Below are 22260 nucleotides of genomic sequence, written 5' to 3'. Positions count from 1 at the left end.
GGCGGTCAGAGCGGCCGGTCCTCGTCGTCCAGGATGCGCTCCGCGGCGCCGGCGACGTCCTCATATTGCCCGCTCCTGAGCGCCCAGAAGAACAGCGCGAGCCCCAGTCCGCCCAGGCCGAGCGAGATCGGGATCAGATACCAGAGGATGTTCATGCGCCGCCGCGCGGGCCGATCCGCAGCGCGTTGGCGACGACGATGATCGAAGACCCCGACATCGCCAGCGCGGCGATCAGCGGCGTGACATAGCCCGCCACGGCGACCGGCAGGGCGACCAGGTTGTACAGCGCGGCGAACGCGAAATTCTGCCGGATCAGCCGGTCGGCGCGGCGCGCGATCGCGATCGTATAGGTCACGCTGTCGAGGTCGGACCGCAGGAACACGAAATCCGCAGCCTGCCGCCCGACATCGGCGGCACTGCCCGGCGCCATCGAGACATGGGCGGCGACCAGCGCCGGCGCATCGTTGAGTCCGTCGCCGACCATCAGCGTCTTGTGCCCGGCGGCGGCGAGCGCCTCGAGATGGGCGGTCTTCTCGGCCGGCAGCAGCGCCGCCTGCACCGTGTCGATCCCGAGCGCGGCGGCGACCGGCGCGACCGCGTCCGGAGTGTCACCCGACATGATCTCGATCGCATGGCCCCGCGCGCGGAGCGTGGCGACGGCCGCCACCGCTCCCGGCCGCAGCTCGTCCTCGAACAGGAAGGCGTGGAGGAGCCTGCCGTTGCACGACAGCACCGTGCCCTCGGCCTCGGAAGCCTGGTCCCCATCAACCGCCCACGCGCCGCGCCCGAGCCGCCACAGATCGTCGCCGATCCGCGCTTCGAGGCCAAGCCCGGCATGCTCGACGATGCTGTCGAAGGCGATGTCGGCGGGCGCCACCGCCGCCGCGAGCGCCTGGGCATAGGGGTGATGCGACTGCGCCCCGATCCGCGCCGCGATCGCCAGATGGGCCGGATCGACGGCGGCGTCCGGCCGCAGCCGGGGACGCCCCAGGGTCAGCGTGCCGGTCTTGTCGAACAACGTCCTGTCGACCTCGACGAGCCGTTCCATGGCGGAGCCGTCCTTGACCATGACGCCATGCTCGAACAGCGCCCGGGCGGCCACGACCTGGACCATCGGCACCGCGAGGCCGAGCGCGCAGGGACAGGTGATGATCAGCACCGCGACCGCGATGGTCAGCGCCTGGTGCCAGTCGCCGGTCGCCAGCATCCACCCCAGGAAGGCGAGCAGCGCCGCGCTGTGGACCACCGGGACGTAGAGCCGGGCGGCGCGATCGGCGATGCGGCGGAACTGGGTCCGTCCGCCCTCGGCCGCCTCCATCAGCCGCATCATCTCAGCCAGGAAGCTGTCCTTCGACGCGGCGGTGGCGCGGATGGTGAGCGGCCCGGTCAGGTTCAGCGTCCCCGCGCGCAGCCCGCTGCCGGGAACGACCGGCTCGGGCAGGCTTTCCCCGGTCGCGAGCGCGGCATCGATGTCGGATCGCCCCTCGATCACGACCGCGTCGACCGGAATGCGGTCGCCCGGCCGCAGCAATATGGTCATGCCGGGCTCGATCTCCTCGGTCCCGACATAGGTGCGGCCGCCATCGTCGGTGAGGACGGTCGCGCCATAGGCGGCGAGCCGGCCGAGCCCCTTCACCGCCGTCCGCGCCTTCTCCCGCATCACATGGTCGAGCGTCCGGCCGATCAGCAGGAAGAACAGCAGCGACACCGCCGCATCGAAATAAGCGTAGGATGCGTGATGGATCGTGTCGTAGAGGCTCATCGCGAAGGCGAGGAGCACGCCCAGCGAGATCGGCACGTCCATGTTGGTCTGGCTGCGCCGCAGCGCCTGCCATGCCGAGCGGAAGAAGATCCTGCCCGAATAGGCAAGCGTCGGCAGCGCGATCGCCGCCGACAGCCAGTGGAACAGGTCCCGCGTCTCGCCGGCCGCGCCCGACCAGACCGAAACCGACAGCCCCATGATGTTCATCGCGGCGAAGCCGGCGACCGCCAGCGCGCGGATCATCCGGCCGAGCTGCGGGTCCTTCGCGTCCTCGCGCGCCTCATGGAGATAGGCGTCATAGCCGAGCCCGGTCAGCGTCTCGCCGAGCGACGGCGGCCCCGCGCTCTCCTGCCAGTCCACGCCCACGCGCCGGGTCGACAGGTTGACGCGCGCCCGCGTCACGCCGGGCAGCCGGCCGATCGCATCCTCGATCTTGCGGATGCAGCCGCCGCAGCGGATGCCGGGCACCGACAGGTCGCTGTGCCGCAGCCCCGTGTCGACCTCCCGGCTCGCCAGCAGGAGCTCGTCGGCCGACAGGCGGGTGATGGCGGAGAGGTGCGTCACGGCCTCACCGAACCGCGCGATAGGCGTGCCAGGTGGCGTGTCCGAGCCAGGGGAAGACGAGGACGAGCCCGACGAACCCGGTCGCGACCGACAGGAGGAAGAGGAGGAGCACCAGCAGGCCCCAGACCAGCATCGCCGCGAGATTGTTCCAGACCAGCGCCGCGCTGGTCCCCATCGCGGTCAGCGCGTCGACCCGCCGGTCGAGCATCATCGGAATCGAGAAGGCCGAGATCGCGAAGGAGAAGGCCGCGAACAGCCCGCCGATCAGCGTGCCCACCACCAGCATCGCGACCCCGGTCGAGGTGGTGAACAGCATCGGCGCGATGTGATCGAGACCGGGAAAGGACCTGACCCCGAAGAACAGCGCATAGATGATCACCGCCGCGCGCATCCACAGCAGCATCACCCCGCACAGCAGCGCGCCGGTGAACAGCACCTGTCCGCCCGCCCGCGCATGGGGCAGCAGCATGCGCCGCAGCGAGACCGGCTCGCCCTGCTCGATCGCGCGGCTCTTCTCGTAGAGGCCGATCGCCAGCGCCGGGGCGAACACCAGGAAGCCGGCGATCGCGGGGAACAGCGCATAGTCCCAGGCCAGCCAGACCAGCCCGGCGACGATCCCGGCCGACAGCAGGAAGACGAACAGGCCGTAGAGCAGGCTCGGCCCCGGATGGCTGGCGAGATCGCGCCATCCGTCGCGCAGCCAGCCGAACGCCGCGCCGGGCGGCAGGTCGCGCGCATAGCGCCGCTCGATCGGCAGCGGCGGAACGACGGGGGGGATCTTGATCATGCTCTTCTCCCGATCATCTCAGCACGACGGCTTGGCGGCGCCGAACTCGCCCCCCGCATGCTCGACGCATTGGGGCTGCGAGGTCGATGCGACATAGACCAGATGGGCGTTCGCGAGCAGGACAGCGCCCAGCGCGACGAGCGCCAGCGCGACGTAGAAGCGGCGCGAGCCCGGAAGCCTCATGGCTTGCCGCCCTTGTCGAGCAGGAAGACCGTCAGGATCTTGCGGTCGACCGGCGACAGGCGATGCTCCCACGCCGGCATCTCGCCCTGCCGCCCGTTGTGGATCGACGCATAGATCGCGTCGATATCGCCGCCGTAGAGCCAGGTCCGGTCGGTCAGGTCGGGCGCGCCGAGCTGCGCATTGCCGTGTCCCTGGTCGCCATGGCAGGCGACGCAGTTCGCCGCGAACACCTCCCGTCCCTTGGCCACCGATACGGCCTTGCCCTTCGCCCAGGCGGGATCGGACAGGCTCTTCACATAATCGGCGACGGCGAGCACCGCGTCGTTGGCGAGGATGCCGTCCTTGCCGAACGCCAGCATCTGGCTGACGCGGGTGTCCTTGCTCGCCGGGCTGTTGATGCCGACCGCGATCGTATGCGCGATCGTGTCGGGGTCGCCGCCCCACAGCCAGTCCCGGTCGGTCAGGTTGGGGAAGCCGGCATGGCCCTTCGCGTCCATGCCGTGGCAGGCCGCGCAATTGTCGCCGAACAGGCGGTGGCCGTCCTCACGCACGTTCGCCATCAGGGCGGGATCGGCGCGGATCTGGTCGTAGTTCGACGTCGCGATCCGCCGCGTCCAGGCGGCGCGGGCATCGGCGGCCGCGCTCACCCGCTTCGCGACGATCTCCTTCTGGTCGTTGTCGAGCAGGCCGCGGCTGTAGGTCCGGCCCAGCGGCCATGCCGGCATCAGCACCCAGTAGCCGACGGAGAAGATCACCGTCACGATCAGGAAGAACCAGACCGCCTTGGGGACCGGGGTGTTGAGCTCCTTGATCCCGTTCCACTCATGGCCGGTCGTCATGTGCCCGCTATGGGGATCGCGCTCGCCTACCGCCACGGCTTGTCCTCGTCGTCGATGATGTCGCGTGCCGCCTTGTCGAACCGCTTCCGGTTCGCCGGCCAGCAGGCGTAGAGAAGCGCCGCCGCCGCCATCGCGAGCAGGTAGAAGAGCCCGAACGACTTGGCGAAACCGACCAGCGTCTGATGTGCGATGTCCATGCCCGCCTACTCCTTCGAGGCCGGCGCGGGATGCGCGGCGTCGCTGAGCTTGCCGAGGATCTGGAGATAGGCGACGAGCGCGTCCATTTCGGAGGTCGTGCGCTTGTCGCCGTCGAAGGTGCGGATCTGCGTCGCGCTGCCATAGCGCTCGACCAGGCCCGCCGTATCGTCGTCGGGCGACGCCTGTGCCACCGCGTCGGCGGACGCGTTCGCGATCATCGCGTCGCTATAGGGCACGCCGACCGCCCTCAGCGCGCGGAGATCGTCGCCGAGATGGCGGGTCCGGAGCTCGGTCTCGCTCAGCCAGCCGTAGCGCGGCATGATCGACTGGGGCACGACGTCGCGCGGGTTGCGGAGGTGCGCGGTATGCCACTGGTCCGAATATTTCCCGCCGACGCGGGCGAGATCGGGGCCCGTCCGCTTCGATCCCCAGAGCATCGGATGGTCATATTTGGATTCGACCGCGAGCGAATAGGGGCCGTAGCGCTCCACCTCGTCCTGCAAGGTGCGGACCATCTGCGAATGGCAGGCGTAGCAACCCTCGCGGATGTAGATGTTGCGGCCGGCCAGTTCGAGCGGGGTGTAGACCCGCATCTTCGGATCGCTCTCGACCGTGTCGTCGATCGTGAAGAGCGGCGCGATCTCGATCAGCCCGCCGATGCTGGCGACGATCATGATCGCCACCGCCAGCGCGACGGACTTGCGTTCGATGCGGTAATGGGTTCCGAACATCGGCGCTTATTCCGCAGGCTGGAGGTTGGCGGGAAGGGGCGCGTCGTCCGACGGGGCCGGCGCCCCGGCCGGCCGGCGGATCGTCATCCAGATATTGTAGCAGCCGACGATCGCCCCGATCAGGAACAGCAGCCCCCCGATCGCGCGGGCGATATAATAGGGGTGCATCGCGACCATGGAGTCGAGGAACGAGTAGGTCAGCGTCCCGCTGTCGTTATAGGTGCGCCACATCAGGCCCTGGATGATGCCCGAGTTCCACATCGCGAAGACGTAGATGAGCGTCCCCGCCAGCGCGAGCCAGAAGTGGACCTCGACCAGCGCCGGCGAATGCATCCGCTCGCGCTTCCACAGCCAGGGGACGACGGCATAGATCGAACCGAAGGTGATCAGCGCGACCCAGCCCATCGCGCCGGCATGGACGTGCCCGATCGTCCAGTCGGTATAGTGCGACAGCGCGTTGACCGAGCGGATCGCCATGAACGATCCCTCGAAGGTCGAGAGCCCGTAGAAGATCGCGGCCATCATCATGAAGCGCAGCGTCGCGTCGTCGCGGACCTTGTCCCACGCGCCGTTGAGCGTCAGCAGCGCGTTGGCGGCGGCGATCCACGAGGGCACCAGCAGCATGACCGAGAAGGTCATCCCCAGCGTCTGCACCCATTGCGGCAGCGCGGTGTAGTGGAGGTGGTGCGACCCCGCCCACATGTAGAAGAAGGTGATCCCCCAGAAGCCGATGATCGACATGCGGTAGGAGTAGATCGGCCGCCCGGCGCGCTTGGGCAGATAATAGTACATCATGCCCAGGAAGCCGGCGGTCAGGAAGAAGGCGACGGCGTTGTGCCCGTACCACCACTGGGTCATCGCGTCCTGGACGCCCGAGAACAGCGAATAGCTCTTGGCGCCGCCGAACGAGGCTGGCACCGCTAGGTTGTTGACGATGTGGAGGATCGCCACCACCAGGATGAACGCCAGATAATACCAGTTGGCGACGTAGATGTGCGGTTCCTTCCGCCGCGCGAGCGTGCGCAGGTAGAGCAGCAGATAGGTCACCCAGACGACGACCAGCCAGATGTCGGCATACCATTCGGGCTCGGCATATTCCTTCGACTGGGTGATCCCCAGGAAATAGCCGGACACCGCCAGCAGGCAGAACAGGTTGTAGCCGACCAGCACGAACCATGGACTGAACTGGTCCGGCAGGCGCGCGCGGGAGGTCCGCTGCATCACATGGAAAGAGGTGGCGATCAGCGCATTGCCGCCGAAGCCGAAGATCACGCCGGTGGTATGGGCGGGGCGCAGCCGCCCGAAGCTCGACCAGGCAGCGTCGAAGGTCATGTCGGGATAGGCGAGCAGCCACGCGACCCAGTCGCCGATGAACATGCCGAACACCGCCCAGAGCATGGCGATGACGATCCCCGCCTTGCTCGGGTCGTCATAATAGCTCTCCAGCCGGGCCGGCCCCGGCTCGGGCGCGTCATAGCCGCGCAGCACGACGCAGAGCACGATCAGGCTGTACGCCATCACCAGGAAGCCGTGCGCCTGGAAGGGATCGGCGCGGTCGGCGCCCGCCGCGGCCATGGCGGCCCCGATGCAGATCAGCACGGCCAGGATCGCCACGCCCCATCGACGCTCGTTCAAGGTGAGTCCTGAAATCACGCCCCGAGTCCCTCCCGTTGAGCAGGTGCCGCCCGCATAGCATTAAACAGGTATTCTCTATACCTCTTTTTGGCCGGCCGGAGAACCGGTCGTGCCGGAGGATGATCGAGCGAACAGGCTATCATGATGGGACCAAATGGGAAGATCAGCAGTGCCCCGTAGCCGCCGCCGTCCTCCCGCGCCTTGCGCCAGATCAAATCCCGCCGGCGGCGCGCGTTTCCGCGTTGGAGGGTGGCCAAAGCCGATATCTGTCCGTCATCCTGATCTATGGTGTTTCAAGACGCCGCAACCTCGGATAGAAGACCCCGATCCAATTCCCGGCAAATGAGGCGATCGATGGCAGACGAAATCATGTTGGAACTGACCGCGGATATTGTCGCGTCCCATCTTACCAACAACAAGGTCGCCGTCGGCGACGTCGCCGAACTCATCCGGAACGTTCATGCGACGCTGACGAGCCTGGGCCAGCCGGCCGCGGAACCCGTGGCGGAACTCAAGCCCGCGGTCCCCATCCGCTCCTCGATCAAGCCGGATTATCTGGTCAGCCTGGAATCGGGCAAGAAGATGAAGATGCTCAAGCGCTATCTTCAGACCAATTACGGCATGTCGCCCGACGACTATCGCAAGAAATGGGGCCTGGCGGCCGACTATCCGATGGTGGCCCCGAACTATGCCGAGACGCGCCGCAACCTCGCGGTGAAGAGCGGCCTCGGCCGCAAGAAGGAAGTCGCTCCGCCGCCGCCGAAGGCGCGCAAGCCGCGCAAGACCACGCCGAAGGCCTGACGCCCGTCGAGATCGCCCGTTCGTCCGGGTGGCGCGCATCCCCGCACAGGGGACGCCGCCACCGGCGAGGCCGCTCGTCCCGCGAAGTCCCGATATCCGCTGAACATCCGAAAGATAGCCCATGTCCTATGAAACGATCCTCGTCGAGACCCAGGGGCCGGTCACGGTCATCCGGCTGAACCGTCCGCAGGCGCTGAACGCGCTCAACACGCAGGTGCTGGCCGACCTGATCGTCGCGTTCCGGGCGTTCGACGCCGATCCCGAGCAGCGCTGCGCGATCCTGACCGGCAGCGAGAAGGCGTTCGCGGCCGGCGCCGACATCAAGCAGATGCAGGAGAAGGGCTATGCCGAGATGTTCGGCGAGGACTTCTTCGCCGACTGGAGCAAGGTCACCGGGACGCGCAAGCCGTGGATCGCGGCGGTGGCGGGCTTCGCGCTGGGCGGCGGCTGCGAGCTGGCGATGATGGCCGACATCATGATCGCCGCCGACAATGCCCGCTTCGGCCAGCCCGAGATCAAGCTCGGCGTCTGCCCCGGCATGGGCGGGTCGCAGCGGCTCACCCGCGCGGTCGGCAAGTCGAAGGCGATGGACATGTGCCTGACCGGCCGGATGATGGACGCGACCGAGGCCGAGCGCGCCAATCTGTGCAGCAAGGTCGTGCCGCTCGCCGATCTGATGGACGAGGCGATGAAGATGGCGCAGGCGATCGCCGCGATGCCGCCGCTCGCCGCCATCGCCAACAAGGAGGCGGTCAACGCCGCCTTCGAGACCGGCCTCCACCACGGCCTGCTGTTCGAGCGCCGCAGCTTCAACGGCCTGTGCGCCACCGACGACAAGGCCGAGGGCATGGCCGCCTTCGTCGAGAAGCGCCCCGGCGTCTGGACCGGGAAATAGGCGAGGCGCTCAGGAGCGGGCGATCGCGGTCGCGGCGGGACGTTTGCGGACGACGTCGTAATAGGCGACATAGCCGACATGATCGGAGAGCATCCGCTCGTCGATCTCATGGCCGAACGGAACGCTGAGCCCGTCGACGGCGAGCTCGGCGCGTTCGCCCGGCACCGCAAGCTCCCAGTCGCGGGCCCGCGCCAGCGAGAAGGCGGCGTCCGACGGCATCGCGCCGCAGATCGCGGGCGCGGCCAGGCAACTGTGCAGCGCGTCCCTGACGGCCCCCGGCGCCCGCTCGCCCCATTTGCGCAGATGCGCGGTGAAATAGGCCTGGCGCGCGGGGCGCTGGCCGACGTTGAAGTCGCCCGCGACGATGACCGGCGTGCCGGGCTTCACATTGGCGGCGAGGAACTGGTCGAGCGCGTCGATCTGGCGGCGATAGGCGTAGAGCGAGCGATCATCGGCGACGTGCGAGGCGCGGCGGGAGTTGAGGTGGACGTCGACCACCGCGATCGGCTCGCCCAGCCCCGGCACCGCGATCATCGCCAGCACCGCGCCCTTGTTCGCCAGGCAATCGAACCCGGCGCAGGTCGGAAAGGCCATCCGCCGCACCGACAGGATCGGATAGTCGGACAGGATCTGGAGGCCGCTGTCGACGACCTTGCCGCTGCGCTCGCCGCTGAAGAAGCTCGCGTCGCGCTGGAAGGCGCGGTCGGCCTCGGTGGTGATCGCGGCGCCGGCCAATGACCGGTCTGGGCCGTTGACGATATAGCGATAGCCGCCCTCAACGCCGATCCGCTTGGCCTGGTCGGTGAAGGCTTCCTGCAGCACGACGATGTGCGGCTGCTCGCCCAGCAGCCGCAGCGCCTCCAGCCGGGCGCCGATCTTGGTGAACGCCGCCTCGCGGCCCAGCCGGACCGGCCAGGGCAGACCCTCGATATTATAGGTCATCACCGAGAGGCCGGGATGCCCGCGCATGTTGGTCATGACGAACGGCGTGTTGCCGTTGGCCGGGCGCAGCAGGCCCGGCACCAGCAGCGCCAGAACGATCAGCCCCAACCCCACCGCGATCCGCGCCGTCATCTTCGTCGCCTTCGATCCGATCGTCATCGTCCTGCGCTCCGTTTCGAGCGCCAAGACGGCAAGCGCCCCGCAAAGCCGCACCGGTCCGGCGCGCGAAACCGCCTTTTTCATGCCGATGCGGGTTTCGCCGGACGGTGGCGTCATGGCGCGCATGAGGATCGGATTTCTGTTCAATCACGACCAGGTCCACCAGGTCGCCCACGCCCTGCCCATCGCCCTGGCGATGCGCCGGCTCCATCCCACCGCCGAGATCGTCGTCGCCACGACCAACGACCGGCTGACGGCCGAGGTCCACCGCCTGGCGGGCGACGCAGCCGACGGCCTGACCATCGTCCAGCTCGCGCTGCGCAAGCCGCTGACGCGCTTTTTGGCCCGGCATCTCGAATGGGCGCTGCCGGTGCGCAAGATCGGCGTCTATCGCGACAATCTCGACCTGTTCGAGGGCCTCGACGCGCTCGTCGTCACCGAGAAGACCTCGCTCCTGCTCAAGACCCGCTACGGCCTGAGGGTACCGATCATCCACACCCGGCACGGCGCGGGCGATCGCGCGATCGGCTTCGACAAGGCAAGCGCCCGGTTCGACCGGGTGCTCGTGTCGGGCCCCAAGATCCGCCGCCGCCTGGTCGAGGAGGCCCACGTCGACCCCGACCGGATCGAGACCGTCGGCTATGCCAAATTCGACCTGATCGGGGAACGGTCGCCCCGCCTGCCCTTCCAGGACAACGGCAAGCCGACGGTGCTCTACAACCCGCACCTCTCGCCGCATTTGTCGTCCTGGTACCGCCACGGCCGCGCGGTGCTCGACCATTTCCTGCACGACGACCAGTTCAACCTGATCTTCGCGCCGCACGTCATGCTGTTCCACCGCCGTTTCGTCGTCACGATCGACAAGCTGCGGATCGACCGGCCCGGCGTCGTCGAGCAGCGTCATCTCGACGCGCCCAACATCCATGTCGACCTGGGCAGCCCGGCCTCGACCGACATGACCTACACGCTCGCCGCCGACATCTACCTCGGCGACGTCAGCAGCCAGGTCTACGAATTCCTCCACCGCCCGCGTCCCTGCGTCTTCCTCAACAGCCATGACGTCGACTGGCGCGGCGATCCCAATTACGCGCATTGGGCGGCAGGGCCGGTGATCCATGACCCGGCCAATCTCGGCGCGGCGATCGACTGGGCGATGGTCGCGCGCGACCAATATGAGCCGGTCCAGCAGCAATTGTTCGCCGACAGCTTCGACCTGTCGGACGAGCCCTCCTCGCTGCGCGCGGCGCGGGCGGTGCTGCGTTTCCTGGGCGCGTCCGCGATCGTCGAGCCGGCGCGCGACGGCAAGGAGCTGGCCGCCTGACCATGCCGCTGCGCAAGGATATCTGGCGGCCCGCCATCGTCGAGCGCCGCATGAGCGACATCGTCGCGACGGGCTCGATCGAGGGGGCGCCGCTGCATTGGCTGCCCGCCCTGCCGCCCTACAGCTTCCTGGCCGATCCGTTCGGCCTGTGGCGGGACGGCCGCTTCCACCTGTTCGTCGAACGCTTCGACTATCGCGACCGGCGCGGCGTGATCGAGCTGATCGTCCATGACGCCGGCCTCGCCCCGCTCTATCGCTGCAAGGTGCTGTCGGAGCGCTGGCACCTGTCCTACCCGTTCGTGTTCGAGGCCGACGGGCAGAGCTGGATGCTGCCCGAGGCGCACCGATCCGGCGGGTTGATCCTCTATCGCTGCTTCGACTTCCCCGACCGCTGGGAGCGCGCGGCGCGGATCGAGCTCGATTGCGTGCCGGTCGACGCCACGCCCTTCTGGCACGACGGGCTCTGGTGGCTGTTCTACGCCGCCGCCGACGATCGCCACAGCAAGGTCGCCCATCTCCACGTCGCCTTCTCCGAACGGCTGACCGACGGATGGCGGCCGCACCCCGCCAACCCGGTCCGCCGCGATTCCGCGAGCGCGCGGCCCGGGGGGACGCCGATCCTGCTCGACGGCCGGATCATGCTGCCGGTGCAGGATTGCTCGCATACCTATGGCGGCGGCATCGCGATGCTGGCGATCGAGCGGCTCACCCCCGACGACTTCGTCGCGCATGTCGAGCGGAGCATCGCCCCGCCCGCCGGGTTTCACCCGTTCGACGAGGGCATGCACACCTTGTCCGCCGCCGGCGAAGTGACGCTGATCGACGTCAAGCGGACGATGCTGTCGCTCCACGGCCTTGCGATCGAGGCACGGCGCGAGACGCAGCGCCTGTTCGCGCCGCGCCGCCGCTGACCAACCGCTCCATCACCGCGCGGCCGCGCGCCTCGAAGGCCTCGGCCCCGAACCGGTCGAGCACCATCGCGCGCGCCTGGACGCCGATCGCCGCCATCCCGCCGGGATCGGCGATCATCGCCGCGATCTTGCCGGCAAGCGGCTCGACCGCGCCGGGCATCACCAGCTCGCCGGTCACCCCCGGCTCGACCGAACGGGCCAGTTCGCCGACCGCCGAGGCGACGACGGGCAGGCCCGCCTGCATCGCCTCGTGGGCGGCGATGCAGAAGCCCTCCGACCAGGACGGCTGCACATAGAGGTGGAGCCCCGCCAGGAAGGCGCGCGGATCGGCGACGAAGCCGGGGAAATGGACGTCGCGCACCCCCTTCTCCGCCGCCCAGGCCTCGAGCGCGGCGCGCTCCGCGCCCTCGCCGCCGATGGTCAGCTCGAACCGCAGGCCCAGCCGTTGCAGCCCCGCCGCCGCGCGCAGCAGCACGTCATAGCCCTTCACCGGATGCAGCCGGCCGAGGCTGCCGATCCGGATGACCTCGCCGGGCTGCCATGGAACGGCGCGCGGCGCATCGGCGTCGGCGCGGAAGATCGGCCAGGTCATCAGCCTGTCCGGCCCGACCTTGAGCCGATCGGCCGTCAGCGCGGCGACAGCGTCCGAATCCGCCACCCACAGGGTCGTCAGGTGCCGGGTCATCCGCAGCAGGCGGCGATTGGCGGGCTTGAGGAAGGCGGCGTGCTGCCAGCTCACGACCGGCAGCGACAGCCGGAGCCCGGCGATCTGGCCGAGCAGGGTCGCGCGGGTCAGCGACGTCCAGAGATGGGTCGGCCGCCAGTCGCGCAGGCGCCGGAGCAGCCAGCCGAGCGCCCGGCCATGGTCGCGTTCGCCGCCGGGGCGTATCTCGACCGCGATCCCCGCCGCCTCCAGCGCCGCCACGCCGCGTCCGTCGCGCCGGGTCAGCGCGAAGACGCGCACCTCGGCGCCGCAACGGCGCAGTACGTCGAGGATGGCGGGCACCGGCGACGATGCCCCGCCGCCCTCCATCGAATTGATGATGTAGGCGATGCGGAACGGAGGCGAACTCAGCGGCGCGTGCAGCATTACCGAAAGACGCCGCCGGCCCGGCCCACCCACACCTGCCCGGCCGATCCGCAGTGAAAAATTTTTCCTGGTGCGGCATTTGGGATGCGCCGCCGTCTTTCGTGCGGCCGGCATAGCCCGCCGGCGCGATGGGAGGACAGCGAATGCGAGCCGCCGCGACCGGGCCCGTCCTGACGCTGATGCTGGCCGCCGGCATGCCCGCCGATGCCGCGCTTACCCTGATGCCGTGCAGCGGGTGCCAATTGCCCGCCTCCGCGCCGCGTCTGGCCGATGGCCGCAAGGCGTTGAAGGCGCTGATCGCCCCGCCGCGGTCGCAGCCCTCCTATGACGATCTGTTCCATGCCGGCCATGCGGCGGCACGGGGCCTGACCGATCGCTGGGCCACTCATGTCTTCGTACCGGGCGAGAGCCGCTTCTCGATCGAAACGGTGCGCCGCCTCGCCCGCCGCTCGGCAGGCCCCGAAGCGATCGGCATGCGCCGCGACACGCTGTCGACGGGATCCGCCACCCTCCGCTACACGGTCCCGCTCGGCCCGGACGACGGCGTCTCGCTGGGCCTGATGGCGGGCATGGAGAAGCAGCGCTTCGCCTTCGACCTGTCGCGCGGCCACCATGTCCGCAGCCAGATGCTGGGCCTCGTCGCCAACTGGTCGCACGGAACGCCGTGGCGGCTGGAGACCGGCTATCGCTTCGACTTCGGCAGCCGCACCACCTCCAGCCTCGAACGCGGCATCGAGCTCGCCGAAGGCGCGCAGCGCTCGCAGCGCGGCGCCTGGACCGCGCTCAGCTACACGATCGACCGGGCGGACGCCCCCACCAGCCTGTCCTTCGGCGTGCGGGCCCAGGCCTTCCGGCTCACGGACGACGACCGGCTCGCGCTGGGCGCGACCGGCCGAACCGACAACCGACTCGTCTTCACTACATCCCTCCGGTTCCGCTGATGGCCGTTCTTATCGCCGATCGCCGCATGACCCGCCTACCGTCCCCGGTCGCGCGCGGCTATGAGGTTGGCTCGACAGCGCCGAACGAGACGAATCGCATGACCGGGGACGGCCTCGAAGCCATCTTCATGACCCATCGCCCGATGCTCTCGCGCTTCTTCGCGGCGCGCGGCGCGGGCGCGGACGTCGAGGACCTGCTGCAGGAACTGTGGCTCAAGGCGCGGTCGGCGCAGACCGGGCCGATCGCCGATCCCGCCTCCTACCTGTTCCGCATGGCCGACAACCTGCTGCTCGACCGCCGCCGCGCCGACCTGCGTCGCAGCCGCCGCGACGACCAGTGGACCGGCATGACGCGCGGCAGCGTCGTCGACGTCTCCGACACGCCGTCGGCCGAACAGGTGCTGATCGCCCGCGAAAGGCTCCGCATCGTCGACCGCGCGATCGACGCGCTCGGCGAGCGAACCGCCGCGATCTTCCGCAGCTACCGGATCGACGGCCTCAATCAGCGCGACATCGCCGCGCGGATCGGCATCAGCCTCAGCGCGGTCGAAAAACATCTCCAGAAGGCCTATCGTGCGCTGGTGGAGGTTCGCGGCCGGCTGGATGCGGATTCCCCGGCTCCGCGTCGTCTCGACGTCGAAGGAACGAACGATGTCGCAGATTGACGAAGCGAGGAAGGAGGAAGCCGCGGCCTGGTTCATCCGGCTGCGCGATCCCGCGACCGCCGACTGGGAGGGATTCACCGCCTGGCTCGAGCGCGATCCCGCGAACAACGGCGCCTATGAGGCGGTCGCGCTGGCCGACGACGACTATGCGTCGCTGGTCGAGCAGGCCGCCCCGCCGCAGCCGTCGAACGACAACCCGGCCGGGGAGCCCCGCCGCCTGGGCCGGGTCGCCGGCTGGGCGACGGCCGCCGCCGCCGTGATGGTCGCCGCGGTCTCCTACCCGCTGCTGACCGGCGCGCCCGCCACCTATGCGGTCGAAACCGCGGCCGGCCAGCGCAACACCATCCGGCTCGACGACGGCACGCGGATCGACATCAACGGCGATTCGAAGGTCACGCTGCGCAAGGACGACAACCGCTTCGCCTCGCTCGACCGGGGCGAGGCGACCTTCACCGTCACCCATGACGCGAAGAATCCCTTCGCCGTGAAGGTCGGCGACGACGTGATCCAGGACGTCGGCACCGTCTTCAACATCGTCCGCGACGCGGGCGGGATGGAGACGGCGGTGTCGTCGGGCGCGATCGTCTACAATCCCGAGGGCGAGGCGGTGCGGGTGGCCGCGGGACAGGTGCTGCGCCTGTCGGCCGACGGCAAGACGGTGACGGTCGGCACGGTCGCCCCGGCGGACGTCGCCGCCTGGCGCAAGGACCGGCTGGTCTACGACAATGTCACGCTGGCGCGGGTGGCCGCGGACCTGTCGCGCAACCTGGGGACGCCAGTGCGTATTTCGCCGGACATTGCGGCCCGCCCCTTCAGCGGCGTAATCCTGCTCGGCGGCGATCAGGCCGCGCTGCTCCCGCGCATCGGGGCGATGCTGGACGTGACGATAACGCATGAAGTCGATGGTTGGCGCCTATCGTCGCACGCTGGTGACGGCCGCTAGGGGATTGGCCTGCATGGCAATGGCGGGGGCGCTGGCGCAGCCGGCGCTCGCCCGCGATCTGCGCTCCTTCGACATCAAGCCGGGCCGCCTGTCCGAAGCGATCGTCGCGCTGGGCGTGCAGGGCGGCGTCAGCATCGGCCTGCCGAGCGCCTCCGCCCAGAACCTGCCGGTGCCCGGCGTGCGCGGGCGGCTGTCGGTCGACCGTGCACTACGCCGGCTGCTCGCGGGAAGCGGCCTCCACGCCGTGCGGATCGACGACCGCAGCTATACGATCGCGGCGGATCGGGCGAAGCCGCGAACCGCGCCGGTGGCGGCCCCCGCCGGGCCGGTCGCCGCCCCGCCCGACATCATCGTCACCGCCAGCAAGCGCGACATCCGCCTGCGCGACTTCCCCGGCACCATCGCGATGATCGACGCCGCCGCCGCCGGGCTGAACGGCAACGCCCGCTACGGCACCCAGGCGCTGGTCGACATCATCCCCAGCCTGTCGTCGACGCATCTCGGCCCCGGCCGCAACAAGCTGATCATCCGCGGCGTCGCCGACAGCAGCTTCACCGGCCCCACCCAGGCGATCGTCGGCCAGTATCTCGGCGACATCCGGCTCAACTACAACGCGCCCGATCCCGATCTGAACCTCTACGACATGGCCGGGGTCGAGGTGCTCGAAGGACCGCAGGGGACGCTCTACGGCGCGGGGTCGCTCGGCGGGATCGTCCGGCTGGTGCCGACCCCGCCCGACCTGTCGCAGGCCGCGGGATCGGTCGCGGCCGGGATCGGCAAGGTCGAGGGCGGCGGGCCGAGCAACGACCTTGCCGGCATGATCAACCTGCCGATCAGCACCGGCCGGATCGCCCTGCGCGCGGTCGCCTATCGTTCGGTCGACGGCGGCTATATCCGCGACGCCGAGCGCGGGTTGAACCACGTCAACCGATCGAAGGCGGCGGGGGGACGGATCACCCTGCGCGCCCGGCTCGGCGACTGGACGATCGATGCCGGCGGCACGCTGCAGGACATGCAGAACCGCGACGGCCAATATGCCGAGCGCGACCAGCCCCGCTACACCCGGCGCAGCGCGATCGCGCAGCCCTTCGACAACGACTATCGGCTGGGCCAGATCGTCGTCACCCGCAAATGGAACGACATCACCCTGCTGTCGGCGACCGGCATCGTCGGCCATGACGTCGACGAGCAGTTCGATGCGACGCGCGCGCGGGACACCAGCCCGCGCCTGTTCCACCAGCACAGCCAGATCACCCTCTTCTCGAACGAGAACCGGCTGAGCCGCCAGAATCCCGACGGGACCGGCTGGCTGGTCGGCACCAGCTTCGTGTCGAACAGCGAGCGGCTGATCCGCGACCTGGGCGCGGCGACGGCGCCGGCCCGGATCGCCGGCGTCCGCAACTCGGTGCGCCAGATCGCCGCCTATGGCGAGCTCAGCCTGGGTCTCGGCCCGCTGATCGTCACCGCCGGCGGGCGGCTGGCGCACAGCCGGCTGACCGGCGAACTGCTCGACGACGGCAAGGACAAGAACGAGCCCAATCGCAGCGAGGTCGAGGTGCTGCCGTCGATCGCGGTGAGCTGGCGCCCCACGCCGCGCCTGACCACCTACCTCCGCTATCAGGAGGGCTTCCGCCCCGGCGGCCTGTCGGTCGCGGCGGGCAGCGGCGGGATCGTCTCGCAACGCTTCCTGGGCGACAGCATCGTCACGATCGAGGGCGGAGCGCGCTTCGGCCATCCGGTGCAGGACCGCTTCTCCGCCGCGCTCAGCCTGTCATACAGCCATTGGGAGCATATCCAGGCCGACCTGGTGAACGGCGCGGGGCTGCCCATCACGGCCAATATCGGCAATGGCCGCATCCTCGGCTTCGAGGCGAGCCTGCGCTGGGCGCCCTTCGCGGGCTTCGCGGCCGAAGGCGGACTGTTCCTCAACGACAGCGAGCTGACCAGCCCTTCGGCGGGATTCGAGGACGCCGCCCATGCCGAACTGCCCAACATAGCGCGCGTCGGCGTGCGCGGGGCGCTCAGCTACGATCGGCCGATTGGCGGCGGCCTGTCGCTGTCGCTGACCGGATCGGTGCGCTATTTCGGCCATTCGCAGCTCGGCGTCGGCAGCCTGCTCGCTATCGAGCAGGGCAATTATGCCGACACCGCGCTCGGCCTGCGGATCGGCACCGAGCGGCTTGGCGCGTCGATCGACGTGACCAACCTGTTCGACGCGGCCCAGAACCGCTTCTCGCTCGGCAACCCGTTCGGCGTGATGGACAGGCTCCAGGTCACGCCGCAGATTCCCCGCACCGTCCGGATCGGCGTCGATGCCCGCTTCTGACCGCCGGCTGCTGGCGTCGATCCACGACGTCTCGCCCCGCTTCTCCGATCAGGTCGACCGGCTGGCCGAGCGGCTGGCGCGCCACCTCGGCGGGCCGCGCTTCGCGATGCTGGTGGTGCCCGACCATTGGGGCGACGCGCCGATCGCCGGCGACCGCGCCTTCCACGCCCGGCTGCGCGACTGGCATGCGGCGGGGATCGAGCTGTTCGTCCATGGCTGGTTCCATCGCGACGACAGCCGCCACGCCGGCGCCGCCGCCGGCTTCAAGGCGCGCCACATGACCGCCGGCGAAGGCGAGTTCCTGGGCCTCGGCGAGGACGAGGCGCTCGATCGCATGCGGCGCGGACGCGCGCTGATCGAGGATATCGTCGGCGCCGAGGTGGCCGGCTTCGTCGCCCCCGCCTGGCTCTACGGCCCCGGCGCGCTCGCCGCGCTGGCGACCGCCGGCTTCGCGATCGCCGAGGACCATCTGCGCGTCTGGGCGCCCGCCGACGGCCGCGTCCTGGCGCGCGGGCCCGTGGTGACCTGGGCCAGCCGCAGCCGGGGGCGCATCGCCAGCTCGATCGCCTTCGCCGCGCTCGCCCGCCATGCGCTCGCCCCGCTGCGGACGGTGCGGGTGGCGGTCCATCCGGGCGATACCGGGGTACCCCGCCTGCTCGACAGCATCGACGCCGCCTTCGCCCGCCTGCTGCGCGGCCGGACGCCGGGGCGCTATCGCGATCTCCTGACCGCCTGAAAAAATCGTCGCGCCGCCGTGCGGGAAAGCGAGCGTCGCGACGTCCTCGCTGCGAAATGGCAAAGCGACGAGGACTGCGTGTCGTCCCATCCGAATAGCGCCACGGCGCAGCTTCCGTCGATCGACATCCCCAACCGCAACTGGCCCAAATGGATATCGGCCGCCGTGTCGATCCTGCTGCTGGCGGTGATCGGCCGGCAACTGGGGCAGCTCGATCGCGCCGCGCTGCTCGCATCGATCCCCGCCAGCCCCGGTTTCTGGGTAGCGCTGCTCGCTTATTACCTGGCCCTGCCGCTGTCCGAGTGGATCATCTTCCGCCGGCTCTGGGGCCTTCCGGTCGAGGGCTTTGCGGCGCTGCTGCGCAAGCTGGTCAGCAACGAGGTGCTGCTCGGCTATAGCGGCGAGCTGAGCTTCTACGCCTGGGCCCGCCGCCGCGCGGGGATGAGCGCGGCGCCGTTCGGCGCGATCAAGGACGTCAGCATCCTCTCCGCGCTCGCCGGCAATATCGCGACCCTGGCGATGATGGCGCTCGCCTGGCCCTTCGTCGCCCATCTCGGCAACGGCATCCGGCTGCGCGATCTGGCGCTGTCGATCGCCGCGGTGCTGCTGACGTCGATCGCGATCGGGCTGCTCAAGCGCCGGATATTCTCGCTGCCCGGCGACCAGCTCCGCTTCGTCATGGGCGTGCATCTCGCCCGGCTGGCGGCGACGACGCTGCTGTCGGGCCTGGTCTGGCACTGCGCGCTGCCCGCCGTTCCGCTGACGCTGTGGATCGTGCTCGCCGCGCTCCAGTTGCTGGTGACGCGGCTGCCCTTCATTCCCAACAAGGACCTGCTGTTCGCCAGCGCCGCCCTGCTGATCGCCGGGCCGGGCAGCGACATCGGCCGGCTGCTCGCGATCGTCGCGAGCATCATCCTGGTGATCCACCTGCTCGTCGGCCTGCTGCTCTCGGCGGCCGAACTGGTGCGCGAGGCGCGCGAATGAGCCTCGCGATCGCCCTCGCCCTGGCCGCCGCCGCCATGCCCCCATCCACCCCGGATCTCGGCAAGCGCGAAGGCGCCTGCCGGCCGAACGAGCCGGGACCCGCGGTGCTGATCGACGTGGTCGGCCTCAAGGATCGCTCGGGACTGCTCCGCGCCGAACTCTATCCGGCGGTCGACGGGGATTTCCTGGCCGACGACAATGTCCTGATCGCGGCGGGCAAGACCTTCGCGCGGGTCGACATGGCGGTGCCGCACAGCGGGCCGGTCCGGCTCTGCATCCGCGTGCCGCGTGCCGGCCGCTACGCGCTCTCGCTGCTCCACGATCGCAACGCCAACCTGAAGTTCGACCTGTCGGGCGACGGCATCGGCTTTCCCGGCAACCCGACGCTCGGCTGGTCGAAGCCGCGCGCCGACAAGGCCGCGTTCCAGGCGGGACCCGGCCTCACCACCATCGAGATCCGGCTCAACTATCGCCGTGGCCTCGCCATGCGTCCCCTGGAGGATCGATGAAGATCGTCGACGTCAGCGCCTTCTACGCCCCCGAGGGCGGCGGCGTGAAAACCTATGTTGAACAGAAGATCCGCGCATTCGCGGCGCGCGGCCACGACCTGGTGATCGTCGCGCCGTCGGACCGCGACGCGATCGAGCCGCGCGGGCCGGGGTGCCGGATCGTCCACCTGGCCTCGCCGGCCATGCCGCTCGACCGGCGCTATCGCTATTTCGCCGAGGCCGGGCCGGTCCACGCGGTGCTCGACGCCGAACGCCCCGACTTCGTCGAGGCCTCCTCCCCCTGGCGGACCGCCTCGATCGTCGCCGGCTGGCAGGGCGCCGCCCCCCGCGCGCTGGTGATGCATGCCGATCCGCTGGCGGCCTATGCCTATCGCTGGTTCGGCCCGATCGCCGAACGCGCGACGATCGATCGCCATTTCCAATGGTTCTGGAATCACCTGCGCCGCAACGCCCGCCGCTTCGACCGGGTGATCTGCGCCAATCACGGCCTGGCCGCGCGGCTGTCGGCGGGCGGCGTCGCGCATGTGGCCACGGTGCCGCTGGGGATCGACGCCGGCATCTTCAGCCCCGCCCATCGCGACGAGGCGTTGCGCGCCGACCTGCTCGCCCGCTGCGGGCTCGGGCCCGACGCGCGGCTGCTGCTCGGGATCGGCCGGCACAGCCCGGAGAAGCGCTGGCCGATGGTGATCGACGCCTGCCAGCGCGCCGGCCTGAAGCGCCCGATCGGGCTGGTGCTGGTCGGCGGCGGGCGGGACAGCGCGCGGATTCGTCGGCACATCGGCGGCAATCCGCACGTCCACCTGCTCGCCCCGGTTCGCGATCGCGCGCTGCTCGCCCGGGTGATGGCGAGCGCCGACGCCCTGATCCATGGCTGCGAGGCCGAGACCTATGGCCTCGCCGCCGCCGAGGCCGCCGCGTCGGGCCTGCCGCTGATCGTCCCCGCCGAAGGAGGCGCCGCCGACCTCGTCCTGCCCGGCCAGGGCGAACAGTACCGGCCGGCGAGCAGCCGGTCGGCCGCCGCCGCGATCGATCGGCTGCTCGCCCGCGACTTCGGCGGGCTCCACGCCGCGACCCGCGGCGCCGCCGGACGGATCGCGACGATCGACGATCATTTCGACCGGCTGATCGCCGACTATGCAGGCCTGTCGCCGGCGGCCCGGATCGTGGCCTGAGGGGAATGGCCATGCAGCATCCGCCGCCGCTGTTCGCCCAGGCGACCCATATCGCGATCGTCATGCACGACTTCTCCAACGGCGGGACCGAGCGGATCGCCATCCGGCTCGCCAATCGCTGGGCGCGGACGGGCCGGCGCGTGTCGATCCTGTGCGGCACGGCCGAAGGGCCCGCCCGCGCGCTGGTCGATCCGGGGGTCGCGGTGATCGCGGTCTGGCCCGAGATCCGGCGGAGCCCGCTGTCGCGCTTCGCGCTGGGCCGCGCCTTCGCCGAATGCGTCGGGCTGCTCCAGCCGGACCTGCTGTTCGTCCCCGGCAATTTCCACATCCTGGTGATCGCGACCCTCGCCCATATGCTGGGCGCCGATCGGCCGGCGATCATCTGCAAGCTCAGCAACCCGCTCCGCCGCCCGGGCCGGGCGGCTCCGTTCCAATGGCTGTTCGAGGCGATCATCCGGCGCATGACCGGCGCGGTCGACGGCTTCGTCGCGATGTCGGCGGCGCTGGCCGACGAGGCGCGCCAGGTGCTGCGCCGACCCGAGGTGCGGCTGATCCACGAGCCCAATATCGACGAGTCCTATCGTCCGCCGCGCGGCACCGGCCAGCGCGACGGCCGCACCATCCTGTGCGCCGGCCGGCTCGTCCCGCAGAAGAATTTCGAGCTGGCGATCCAGGCCTTCGCCCGGATCGATCCCGCCTTCGACGCCCGCCTGCTGATCCTCGGCGACGGCGAGACGCGGCTCCGGCTGGAGATCCTCGTCGACCGGCTCGGCCTCAACGAGCGGGTGACGTTCGGCGGCCACGTCCCCGACATCCGGCCGGCGCTGGCGCGCGCCAGCCTGTTCCTGCTCAGCTCGCGCTACGAGGGCTATCCGGCGGTGCTGGTCGAGGCGCTGGCCGCCGGGGTGCCGGCGGTCGCCACCGCCTGCTCGCCGGCGATGGCGGAGATCATGCTCGATCCGAGCTTCGGCCAGGTCGTCCCCGCCGATCCCGCCCGGCTGACGGCGGCGATGGAGAAGCTGCTGCTCGACCCATGGCGCCAGGTCGACGCGACCCGCCTGATCGAGCGCCACCGCGTCGACGCGGTCGGCGACCGCTACCTTGCTTTCTTCGACGCCGCCGTCCAGGCGCGGCAGGAGCGCGGCTGGCCGGCGTAGCCGACGCCC

The 22260-nt window shown here is 70.0% G+C and carries 23 protein-coding genes; 13 read left to right on the top strand and 10 right to left on the bottom strand.

What is annotated here, in order from left to right; translation table 11 throughout:
* Window positions 1-5: 5 nt before the first annotated feature.
* From ccoS to ccoN, 8 genes are read right to left on the bottom strand one after another with little or no spacing between them, the layout of a single operon-like run.
* Window positions 6-155 (bottom strand): cbb3-type cytochrome oxidase assembly protein CcoS, encoded by a 150-nt coding sequence (gene ccoS, locus HRJ34_RS24365; RefSeq protein ID WP_011952634.1) that lies wholly within the window; start codon window positions 153-155, stop codon window positions 6-8.
* On the bottom strand, window positions 152-2326 hold the full coding sequence (locus tag HRJ34_RS24360) for a cation-translocating P-type ATPase (protein WP_208632693.1): 2175 nt from the start codon (window positions 2324-2326) through the stop codon (window positions 152-154). The genes ccoS and HRJ34_RS24360 overlap by 4 nt, the downstream gene beginning before the upstream one ends.
* Window positions 2327-2330: 4 nt before the next feature.
* Window positions 2331-3113 carry a DUF2189 domain-containing protein gene (locus tag HRJ34_RS24355; RefSeq protein ID WP_011952636.1) on the bottom strand — a complete coding sequence of 261 codons (783 nt, stop codon included), beginning with the start codon at window positions 3111-3113 and terminating at the stop codon, window positions 2331-2333.
* Window positions 3114-3131: 18 nt separating this feature from the next.
* Window positions 3132-3296 carry a hypothetical protein gene (locus HRJ34_RS24350; RefSeq protein WP_208632692.1) on the bottom strand — a complete coding sequence of 55 codons (165 nt, stop codon included), beginning with the start codon at window positions 3294-3296 and terminating at the stop codon, window positions 3132-3134.
* The gene (ccoP, locus tag HRJ34_RS24345; protein WP_029995463.1) at window positions 3293-4171 is read right to left on the bottom strand and encodes a cytochrome-c oxidase, cbb3-type subunit III; all 879 of its coding nucleotides are present in this window, start codon (window positions 4169-4171) and stop codon (window positions 3293-3295) included. Before ccoP ends, HRJ34_RS24350 begins: the two co-directional genes overlap by 4 nt.
* A complete protein-coding gene (locus HRJ34_RS24340; protein ID WP_011952638.1) occupies window positions 4162-4332 on the bottom strand; it encodes a CcoQ/FixQ family Cbb3-type cytochrome c oxidase assembly chaperone in 171 nt (56 codons plus the stop codon). Before HRJ34_RS24340 ends, ccoP begins: the two co-directional genes overlap by 10 nt.
* 6 nt (window positions 4333-4338) lie before the next feature.
* Window positions 4339-5064 (bottom strand): cytochrome-c oxidase, cbb3-type subunit II, encoded by a 726-nt coding sequence (gene ccoO / locus HRJ34_RS24335; RefSeq protein ID WP_011952639.1) that lies wholly within the window; start codon window positions 5062-5064, stop codon window positions 4339-4341.
* A 6-nt stretch (window positions 5065-5070) separates the two neighbouring features.
* Entirely contained in the window at window positions 5071-6717 is a 1647-nt protein-coding gene (ccoN, locus tag HRJ34_RS24330) for a cytochrome-c oxidase, cbb3-type subunit I (protein WP_016744963.1), read from the bottom strand.
* A gap of 336 nt (window positions 6718-7053) precedes the next feature.
* Between ccoN and HRJ34_RS24325 the strand changes: the two genes are divergently transcribed.
* Both HRJ34_RS24325 and HRJ34_RS24320 read left to right on the top strand, forming a co-directional pair.
* Window positions 7054-7500: a MucR family transcriptional regulator gene (locus HRJ34_RS24325; RefSeq protein WP_011952641.1), complete on the top strand. Its 447-nt coding sequence runs from the start codon at window positions 7054-7056 to the stop codon at window positions 7498-7500.
* 121 nt (window positions 7501-7621) lie between these two features.
* Window positions 7622-8395: an enoyl-CoA hydratase-related protein gene (locus HRJ34_RS24320; RefSeq protein WP_208632691.1), complete on the top strand. Its 774-nt coding sequence runs from the start codon at window positions 7622-7624 to the stop codon at window positions 8393-8395.
* Between the two features lie 9 nt (window positions 8396-8404).
* Here the strand turns inward: HRJ34_RS24320 and HRJ34_RS24315 are convergent, their stop codons facing one another.
* Window positions 8405-9496: a sphingomyelin phosphodiesterase gene (locus tag HRJ34_RS24315; RefSeq protein WP_011952643.1), complete on the bottom strand. Its 1092-nt coding sequence runs from the start codon at window positions 9494-9496 to the stop codon at window positions 8405-8407.
* 124 nt (window positions 9497-9620) lie between these two features.
* Between HRJ34_RS24315 and HRJ34_RS24310 the strand changes: the two genes are divergently transcribed.
* Window positions 9621-10817, top strand: a complete 1197-nt coding sequence (locus HRJ34_RS24310; RefSeq protein ID WP_226948927.1) for a hypothetical protein — start codon at window positions 9621-9623, stop codon at window positions 10815-10817.
* Between the two features lie 2 nt (window positions 10818-10819).
* Window positions 10820-11728: a glucosamine inositolphosphorylceramide transferase family protein gene (locus HRJ34_RS24305; RefSeq protein WP_208632690.1), complete on the top strand. Its 909-nt coding sequence runs from the start codon at window positions 10820-10822 to the stop codon at window positions 11726-11728.
* Here HRJ34_RS24305 and HRJ34_RS24300 read toward each other — a convergent pair.
* Entirely contained in the window at window positions 11643-12818 is a 1176-nt protein-coding gene (locus HRJ34_RS24300) for a glycosyltransferase (RefSeq protein WP_208632689.1), read from the bottom strand. The two genes, HRJ34_RS24305 and HRJ34_RS24300, sit on opposite strands and share 86 nt — an antisense overlap.
* A 143-nt stretch (window positions 12819-12961) precedes the next feature.
* Here HRJ34_RS24300 and HRJ34_RS24295 point away from each other — a divergent pair, with 143 nt between their 5' ends.
* From HRJ34_RS24295 to HRJ34_RS24255, 9 genes are all read left to right on the top strand, one after another.
* Window positions 12962-13759, top strand: coding sequence for a hypothetical protein (locus HRJ34_RS24295; protein WP_208632688.1), 798 nt, complete (start codon window positions 12962-12964; stop codon window positions 13757-13759).
* Window positions 13760-13785: 26 nt separating this feature from the next.
* Complete coding sequence (locus HRJ34_RS24290; protein ID WP_226948625.1) at window positions 13786-14424, top strand: RNA polymerase sigma factor; 639 nt, start codon at window positions 13786-13788, stop codon at window positions 14422-14424.
* Window positions 14411-15367 carry a FecR family protein gene (locus HRJ34_RS24285; protein WP_037520709.1) on the top strand — a complete coding sequence of 319 codons (957 nt, stop codon included), beginning with the start codon at window positions 14411-14413 and terminating at the stop codon, window positions 15365-15367. The genes HRJ34_RS24290 and HRJ34_RS24285 overlap by 14 nt, the downstream gene beginning before the upstream one ends.
* Window positions 15318-17693 (top strand): TonB-dependent receptor domain-containing protein, encoded by a 2376-nt coding sequence (locus HRJ34_RS24280; protein WP_226948926.1) that lies wholly within the window; start codon window positions 15318-15320, stop codon window positions 17691-17693. The genes HRJ34_RS24285 and HRJ34_RS24280 overlap by 50 nt, the downstream gene beginning before the upstream one ends.
* Entirely contained in the window at window positions 17680-18429 is a 750-nt protein-coding gene (locus tag HRJ34_RS24275; protein WP_029994006.1) for a DUF2334 domain-containing protein, read from the top strand. Before HRJ34_RS24280 ends, HRJ34_RS24275 begins: the two co-directional genes overlap by 14 nt.
* Before the next feature lie 78 nt (window positions 18430-18507).
* Window positions 18508-19413 (top strand): hypothetical protein, encoded by a 906-nt coding sequence (locus tag HRJ34_RS24270; RefSeq protein ID WP_011952651.1) that lies wholly within the window; start codon window positions 18508-18510, stop codon window positions 19411-19413.
* Window positions 19410-19922, top strand: coding sequence for a DUF2141 domain-containing protein (locus HRJ34_RS24265; protein ID WP_030091552.1), 513 nt, complete (start codon window positions 19410-19412; stop codon window positions 19920-19922). Before HRJ34_RS24270 ends, HRJ34_RS24265 begins: the two co-directional genes overlap by 4 nt.
* On the top strand, window positions 19919-21094 hold the full coding sequence (locus HRJ34_RS24260; RefSeq protein WP_208632687.1) for a glycosyltransferase: 1176 nt from the start codon (window positions 19919-19921) through the stop codon (window positions 21092-21094). Before HRJ34_RS24265 ends, HRJ34_RS24260 begins: the two co-directional genes overlap by 4 nt.
* 11 nt (window positions 21095-21105) lie before the next feature.
* The gene (locus HRJ34_RS24255; protein ID WP_226948925.1) at window positions 21106-22251 is read left to right on the top strand and encodes a glycosyltransferase; all 1146 of its coding nucleotides are present in this window, start codon (window positions 21106-21108) and stop codon (window positions 22249-22251) included.
* Window positions 22252-22260 lie beyond the last annotated feature (9 nt).

The sequence above is a fragment of the Rhizorhabdus wittichii genome, from assembly GCF_017607425.1.
GTDB lineage: Bacteria > Pseudomonadota > Alphaproteobacteria > Sphingomonadales > Sphingomonadaceae > Rhizorhabdus > Rhizorhabdus wittichii.
This window is presented reverse-complemented; position numbering and strand designations above follow the sequence as displayed.

Bases quoted from the DNA above. Each gene is read 5' to 3' on its own strand.
- ccoS (WP_011952634.1), bottom strand. From the start codon at position 155: ATGAACATCCTCTGGTATCTGATCCCGATCTCGCTCGGCCTGGGCGGA.
- HRJ34_RS24355 (WP_011952636.1), bottom strand. From the start codon at position 3,113: ATGATCAAGATCCCCCCCGTCGTTCCGCCGCTGCCGATCGAGCGGCGC.
- HRJ34_RS24350 (WP_208632692.1), bottom strand. From the start codon at position 3,296: ATGAGGCTTCCGGGCTCGCGCCGCTTCTACGTCGCGCTGGCGCTCGTC.
- HRJ34_RS24340 (WP_011952638.1), bottom strand. From the start codon at position 4,332: ATGGACATCGCACATCAGACGCTGGTCGGTTTCGCCAAGTCGTTCGGG.
- ccoO (WP_011952639.1), bottom strand. From the start codon at position 5,064: ATGTTCGGAACCCATTACCGCATCGAACGCAAGTCCGTCGCGCTGGCG.
- HRJ34_RS24325 (WP_011952641.1), top strand. From the start codon at position 7,054: ATGGCAGACGAAATCATGTTGGAACTGACCGCGGATATTGTCGCGTCC.
- HRJ34_RS24320 (WP_208632691.1), top strand. From the start codon at position 7,622: ATGTCCTATGAAACGATCCTCGTCGAGACCCAGGGGCCGGTCACGGTC.
- HRJ34_RS24315 (WP_011952643.1), bottom strand. From the start codon at position 9,496: ATGACGATCGGATCGAAGGCGACGAAGATGACGGCGCGGATCGCGGTG.
- HRJ34_RS24310 (WP_226948927.1), top strand. From the start codon at position 9,621: ATGAGGATCGGATTTCTGTTCAATCACGACCAGGTCCACCAGGTCGCC.
- HRJ34_RS24305 (WP_208632690.1), top strand. From the start codon at position 10,820: ATGCCGCTGCGCAAGGATATCTGGCGGCCCGCCATCGTCGAGCGCCGC.
- HRJ34_RS24300 (WP_208632689.1), bottom strand. From the start codon at position 12,818: ATGCTGCACGCGCCGCTGAGTTCGCCTCCGTTCCGCATCGCCTACATC.
- HRJ34_RS24295 (WP_208632688.1), top strand. From the start codon at position 12,962: ATGCGAGCCGCCGCGACCGGGCCCGTCCTGACGCTGATGCTGGCCGCC.
- HRJ34_RS24290 (WP_226948625.1), top strand. From the start codon at position 13,786: ATGACCCGCCTACCGTCCCCGGTCGCGCGCGGCTATGAGGTTGGCTCG.
- HRJ34_RS24285 (WP_037520709.1), top strand. From the start codon at position 14,411: ATGTCGCAGATTGACGAAGCGAGGAAGGAGGAAGCCGCGGCCTGGTTC.
- HRJ34_RS24280 (WP_226948926.1), top strand. From the start codon at position 15,318: ATGAAGTCGATGGTTGGCGCCTATCGTCGCACGCTGGTGACGGCCGCT.
- HRJ34_RS24275 (WP_029994006.1), top strand. From the start codon at position 17,680: ATGCCCGCTTCTGACCGCCGGCTGCTGGCGTCGATCCACGACGTCTCG.
- HRJ34_RS24265 (WP_030091552.1), top strand. From the start codon at position 19,410: ATGAGCCTCGCGATCGCCCTCGCCCTGGCCGCCGCCGCCATGCCCCCA.
- HRJ34_RS24260 (WP_208632687.1), top strand. From the start codon at position 19,919: ATGAAGATCGTCGACGTCAGCGCCTTCTACGCCCCCGAGGGCGGCGGC.
- HRJ34_RS24255 (WP_226948925.1), top strand. From the start codon at position 21,106: ATGCAGCATCCGCCGCCGCTGTTCGCCCAGGCGACCCATATCGCGATC.